This window comes from Prosthecobacter sp., from assembly GCF_029946185.1.
Classification (GTDB): domain Bacteria; phylum Verrucomicrobiota; class Verrucomicrobiia; order Verrucomicrobiales; family Verrucomicrobiaceae; genus Prosthecobacter.
In genome coordinates, this window is the sequence record NZ_JAQSEA010000078.1 from 1 (window position 1) to 5,342 (window position 5,342).

Below are 5,342 nucleotides of genomic sequence, written 5' to 3' on the forward strand. Positions count from 1 at the left end.
AGCAGTGAAGTCCACGTGTCCGGGGGTGTCGATGATGTTAACACGAATGTCTTCCAACTCACGCAGTTTGAAGATACCTTCTTCCTTAAGCTGCTTCCAGCGTGCCGTCACAGCAGCGGAGGTGATGGTGATACCACGCTCTTTTTCCTGCTCCATCCAGTCTGTGGTCGCAGCGCCGTCATGCACTTCGCCGATCTTGTGGATCATGCCTGTGTAGAACAGAATACGCTCAGTCAAGGTTGTCTTACCCGCGTCAATGTGGGCGCAGATCCCGATGTTGCGGGTGCGCTCAAGTGGGTATTCGCGGTTGGGTGAATTGGGGTTCGACATGGGTCGGGAAAACAAAAAGTGGACGGAAAAAGTAAAGTGAAACGATTAGAAGCGGAAGTGGGCGAAGGCGCGGTTGGCCTGGGCCTGCTTATGAACGTCGTCACGCTTGCGGACGGCATTCCCCTGCCCTTGTGCGGCATCCTTCAACTCATTCGCAAGAGCGCGGTGCATGGCCTGACCTTTACGGCCACGGGCATAACCAACGATCCAACGCATGGCCAGGGACTCCTGACGACGAGGGGAAACTTCGAGAGGCACCTGATAGGTGGCACCACCGACTCGGCGGGCTTTGACTTCCACGCGTGGCTTGGTGTTCTCAATAGCGCGATTGAAGAGCTCAAGAGGGTCGATGCTGTCAGTCTTGTCGTTAAGCGCCTCAATGGCGGAATAAACGATACGCTCAGCAAGCGACTTCTTGCCATCAAGCATGATGTTGCTGATGAGAGTTGCGACGAGTTCGCTATCGTAGCGGCTGTCTTTGCGAACCTCTTTGTTATAAACGCGTTTTCTGCGGGCCATGGCGTGGGAAAATTAGGAGTGAATACAGCGGGGATTATTTCTTTTTCGCAGCAGCGGCGGCAGCACCTGGCTTTGGACGCTTTGCACCGTACTTGGAACGGCCACGACGGCGGGCATCAACACCAAGGCAGTCAAGGGTGCCGCGAACGATGTGGTAACGCACACCCGGCAAATCCTTCACACGACCACCACGAACCAGCACAATGCTGTGTTCCTGAAGATTGTGACCTTCACCACCGATATAGGCAATGACTTCGAAACCGTTGGTCAGACGCACTTTGGCCACCTTACGCAAAGCGGAGTTAGGCTTTTTAGGTGTGCGAGTCATCACCTGGAGGCAGACGCCACGACGCTGCGGGCACTTTGCAAGCGCAGGAGACTTCGACTTTACCGCTTTATCTTTGCGGCCGTGTCTGACGAGTTGATTGATGGTGGGCATGGTGTGAAAGAGCTGTGAACCTTGGCTTAATTCGTAGCCAGTTCCGGGGGACAGCGCGCCATGCTCACAATGAGCACACGCAGACTTTTCCGGTTCTGGTTCCGATAATAAAGAGCCTCCGTGGAGGATCTTGATTTGCCGGTCTCGTTAAAGAGGCCGGGCCTTGGGGAGCGCGCATTCTGGCGAGTCTCATCCTGCTCGCAAGCTCTTTTTGACTCTTTTCGCATTATTTATTCACATTCTCGCCTCGAATCCTCGCACTTCTGTCAATAAATGGAGTGAAATTAGTTAAATAGCCCCTTTTTGGCTGAGATGCGTCAACCAGTTAAAGTTCCCGCCTCGGCTTCATACACAAACCCCGGCCCTTCTAAAATGGCGGTTGCTCAGAGATATTTGCTTCTCCCCATAGTTCACGCCACACTGCCACGTCATGCGCCTGCTTTCATGCCTCCTGGTCCTCTCAGTCAACACTCTGCTCGCCCAGCAGCCCGCCGCCCCAGAGCGCAAGCTCGAATCCCTCCTGCTCATGCCAGAGCCGAAGGCCATGCGCGGTGCCTATTCCATCACTCTGCCCAATTCGCAGCAGACGGTGTTCACATGTTATCGCGAAAACACCGCAGCACTCAACGGCGTCGAAGCATACTCCGCAGAAGCCTTCACCAAACTCGGCCTCAGCGTCGAATCTTTTGCTGCCCGCGCCAAGACTGCCGCAGACAAACGCCTGCTTCAGCTCAAGCCCGAACTCATCAAAGGTGAGGACGGCCGGATCGCCTACGCAGTCTATCGCGGGGACTCCCCGCTCTACGCCACCCTGCTCGTCGCCCCGTCCCTACCCAAGATCTTCGCCGAACTTTTTGGCCAGGAAATCTGGGCCGTCACTCCTGACCGCCACTCACTCTACCTCTTCCCCGCCAAGGCCGAACTCCTCCAAGAGTTTGCCGCCGATCTCGCCGAGCGCTACGCCACAGACGCCTTTGCTGCGAGCTGCGAAATCTTCTCACTCAAGGCTGGCGCTGAGCCACGCGTCGTCGCCACATTTGCAGGAGAAGATTAAGACCACACACAGTTGAAAAAGAGTCTGAATCCATGGCGCTTATAGCGGATCGCAAAACTCATTTCCGACATGGCGGGTATGAGGAGGTCATACCACGATCCATTGAAACCAGGTCTGTTTCTCTATGCCTCAACCATCCCCGCTTCGCACCAGCCCTGAATGGGCTGCGTAGTCCAGCCCAGGGTCAGCCGAGCCTCAGCGAGGCGACCCTGGGTATGGCAGACAATTCCGGGCAGCAAACCCAACACGCCTCAGTGCCACGTCGGGTTCCAGCAGCTTGTCCTTCGTAGCTTTAGCGAAGAATGGGCGTCTGCAACCAGCCCCGCCGCACTTTGGCTCCGCCATCACATGAAGCTCTCCCCGAGAAGATTCTCAGCACGAGAAAACAGACTCGTTTTCAACGCATCTGCTAGGCCGGGCTGCACAACGATGAACTACGCGCAGTTTTGATCGGCACGAAAGGGTCCTGGCACAAGGTGAGCGCCGGCGTGCCGGATCGCGAAAGTGTCTTCATGCCCGACGGCACTTTCCGGCACCCTTATTTTGTCGTCAAATTCACCGTCAAAGATCCGCATACCGTAGTGCTGACGAAAAAAAGGCGGCAAAGCGGTGCTGACCTTTAATGCCGATTACAAGAACTTTGAAGCGCTCGACTTCACTCAATGGCGCATCACCGGCAGCAGGTTGTGAATGCGGCCTGAGCGCCTCACGGTCCGTCAAACACCACGCCACCTTCGTCAGCCGCTTCCTTGGCCGCGCCCTTCTTATGCGCCAGCCCCTCAGCCCTACGACGCCGGGCTTCGGCAAAAAAATCCTTGAGAATGCGGACGCAGTCGTCATTGAGGACGCCTGGAGTGATCTCCGTGCGGTGATTCAAATTCGGCGCCTGCAGAAGATTCCAGAAGCCCCCGGCCGCACCGCCTTTGACATCCGGGCAGCCGAAGATCACACGGCGCACACGGCAGTGCATGATGGCCCCGGCGCACATTGGGCAGGGCTCCTTGGTCACGTACAGATCACAATCCGTGAGCCGCCAGTCGCCTAGTGCACTCTCAGCTTGGGTCAGCGCCAGCATCTCAGCATGCGCGGTGGCGTCCTTGAGCGTCTCCACCTGATTCCACGCACGGCCAATGATGCTGCCCTGATGCACAATGACAGCTCCAATGGGCACCTCGTCCTGCTGCGCCGCCTTGCGCGCCTGGCGCAGCGCCTGGCGCATGAAGTGTTCGTCGTCGTAGGGATTGATGATCAGGGGCTCGTCCACGCCGTTTTATAAACGCGCTCCGCCGCAACTCAAACCTTGAACTTTAAACCCTGAACCTTATCTCAGGACATGGATCACACGACAGACCTCATCCTCCCCTCCCTGCTGGCTTCCGACTGGTCAAAGATCGACTCCGAAGTCAACCGTGCCGCAGCCGCCGGCGCGCAGTGGCTGCACCTCGATGTGATGGACGGAAACTTCGTGGACAACATCTCTTTCGGCCCGCAGATGGTGCAGGTCGTCCGCAAGTGCACCGACATGTATCTGGACGTTCATCTCATGATCCACCGCCCGGATCACTACTTGGAGCGCTTCATCAAGGCCGGAGCGCAAAACATCACCATCCATGTCGAGGCAAACTACGACACCGGCGTGGCCGAGACGCTCAAGCGCATCCGCGCCGCCGGTCTGCACTGTGGCCTCGCGCTGCACCCCAATACGCCGTTTGAGGCCGCCCTGCCCTTCGTCCATGACATCGACCTCCTGCTCGTGATGACCGTGGTCCCAGGCTTCGGCGGGCAGCCGTTCATGGAAAAGGAAACCATGCCAAAACTCGCTGCCGCGCGTGACTACCGCGATGCTCACGGTTTGAAATTCCACCTCGAAGTGGATGGCGGCATTCATACGACCTCGGCACCCATCGCCAAACAGCACGGTGCCAATCTCTTCGTCTGCGGCACCTCCTCTTTCGGCCCGCCGGACATGAACCAGTCCATGCAGGCTCTGGCAGCCTCCGTGGCCTAGGCCGTATTTGGAAAGCAGCCATCTCGCTCCCGCGAAGTGAGCCCACGGCAGCCAATGCCCGCCAAACTTTTCAATAACCTCGGAAATCGTTCCCTCTTGGGACGCGTTCAACACCTCTAGCGAGGGCAAGAGGGCACATGGCCTCCCAACATTCAGCACTCAGGGTCTTCAAATACCTTAAAACGAAGAAGGGCAGGAAATGAATCCTGCCCTTCGTGGTTCGTTGGAGTTATTCAGCCGCAGGCGGCGGTGGTGCTTCAGCTTGCACCGGTGGAGTCTCAGCTTGCGCTGGCGGTGCCTCAGCTTGAGTCGCCGCTGCCTCAGCAGCAGGTGCCGACTCCGACTCTGCGTGAGCGGCGTCGCCCTGATGGTCATCATGGTGATCATCATGCTCATCATGCTTGTCTTCGCGCGGATCATGCCCCTCTTCGTGATGGACGATGTCCGAATGCTCCGTGACGCCTTTGAGGTGCGTCTTGAACTTACGTTGGCGTTGGCGCTCCGGCAGCGGACTGAGCTGCATGTTGATGTTACGCCCGGCCATGCGCGGATCCTGATCCACATGCCCCATGGTCAGCAGGTCTGCCTTGATCTTTTTAGCCAGCAGGTGCCCAAGCTCCTGATGCGCCATCTGACGCCCACGGAACTGCAGCTGAATGCGCACCTTGTGACCTTCCGCGAGGAAGTCTTCCGCATGCGTGATCTTGATCAGGTAATCATGTGGGTCGATGCCGATGCGGAATTTCATTTCCTTCACCTTGCCGCCCTTCTGATGCTTGTGAGCCTCCTTCTTGTGCTTCTCCTGGATGTACTTGTATTTGCCGTAATTGACAATCTTGCACACGGGCGGATCGGCGTTCGGAGCCACTTCCACCAAGTCCAGCCCACGCTCTTTGGCGATGCGGAGGGCCTGCGCAGTCGGAAGGACGCCAAGCTGATGATTGCCATCGTCTTCGATCACACACACCTTCGGCGCACGGATGCGCTCGTTG

General features: G+C 57.4%; 7 protein-coding genes. 2 read left to right on the plus strand and 5 right to left on the minus strand.

What is annotated here, in order from left to right; all coding sequences use genetic code 11:
- From PSV43_RS05940 to rpsL, 3 genes are all read right to left on the minus strand, one after another.
- The coding region (locus PSV43_RS05940) for a GTP-binding protein (RefSeq protein ID WP_300194620.1) at positions 1 to 330 on the minus strand (330 nt) is incomplete at its 3' end.
- Between the two features lie 45 nt (positions 331 to 375).
- A complete protein-coding gene (gene rpsG / locus PSV43_RS05945) occupies positions 376 to 849 on the minus strand; it encodes a 30S ribosomal protein S7 (RefSeq protein ID WP_300194621.1) in 474 nt (157 codons plus the stop codon).
- Positions 850 to 883: 34 nt separating this feature from the next.
- Positions 884 to 1,288, minus strand: coding sequence for a 30S ribosomal protein S12 (gene rpsL, locus PSV43_RS05950; protein ID WP_294398944.1), 405 nt, complete (start codon positions 1,286 to 1,288; stop codon positions 884 to 886).
- Positions 1,289 to 1,718: 430 nt separating this feature from the next.
- On the opposite strand from rpsL, the gene PSV43_RS05955 reads away from it, so the two are divergent.
- Positions 1,719 to 2,342: a hypothetical protein gene (locus tag PSV43_RS05955; protein ID WP_300194622.1), complete on the plus strand. Its 624-nt coding sequence runs from the start codon at positions 1,719 to 1,721 to the stop codon at positions 2,340 to 2,342.
- A 706-nt stretch (positions 2,343 to 3,048) separates the two neighbouring features.
- On the opposite strand, the gene tadA is transcribed toward PSV43_RS05955, so the two are convergent.
- Positions 3,049 to 3,606 (minus strand): tRNA adenosine(34) deaminase TadA, encoded by a 558-nt coding sequence (gene tadA / locus PSV43_RS05960; RefSeq protein ID WP_300194623.1) that lies wholly within the window; start codon positions 3,604 to 3,606, stop codon positions 3,049 to 3,051.
- A 69-nt stretch (positions 3,607 to 3,675) separates the two neighbouring features.
- Between tadA and rpe the strand changes: the two genes are divergently transcribed.
- Positions 3,676 to 4,350 carry a ribulose-phosphate 3-epimerase gene (gene rpe / locus PSV43_RS05965; RefSeq protein ID WP_300194624.1) on the plus strand — a complete coding sequence of 225 codons (675 nt, stop codon included), beginning with the start codon at positions 3,676 to 3,678 and terminating at the stop codon, positions 4,348 to 4,350.
- Positions 4,351 to 4,579: 229 nt separating this feature from the next.
- On the opposite strand, the gene infC is transcribed toward rpe, so the two are convergent.
- Positions 4,580 to 5,342, minus strand: a 763-nt coding sequence (gene infC, locus PSV43_RS05970) for a translation initiation factor IF-3 (RefSeq protein WP_300194625.1), incomplete at its 5' end; no start/stop codon positions are given.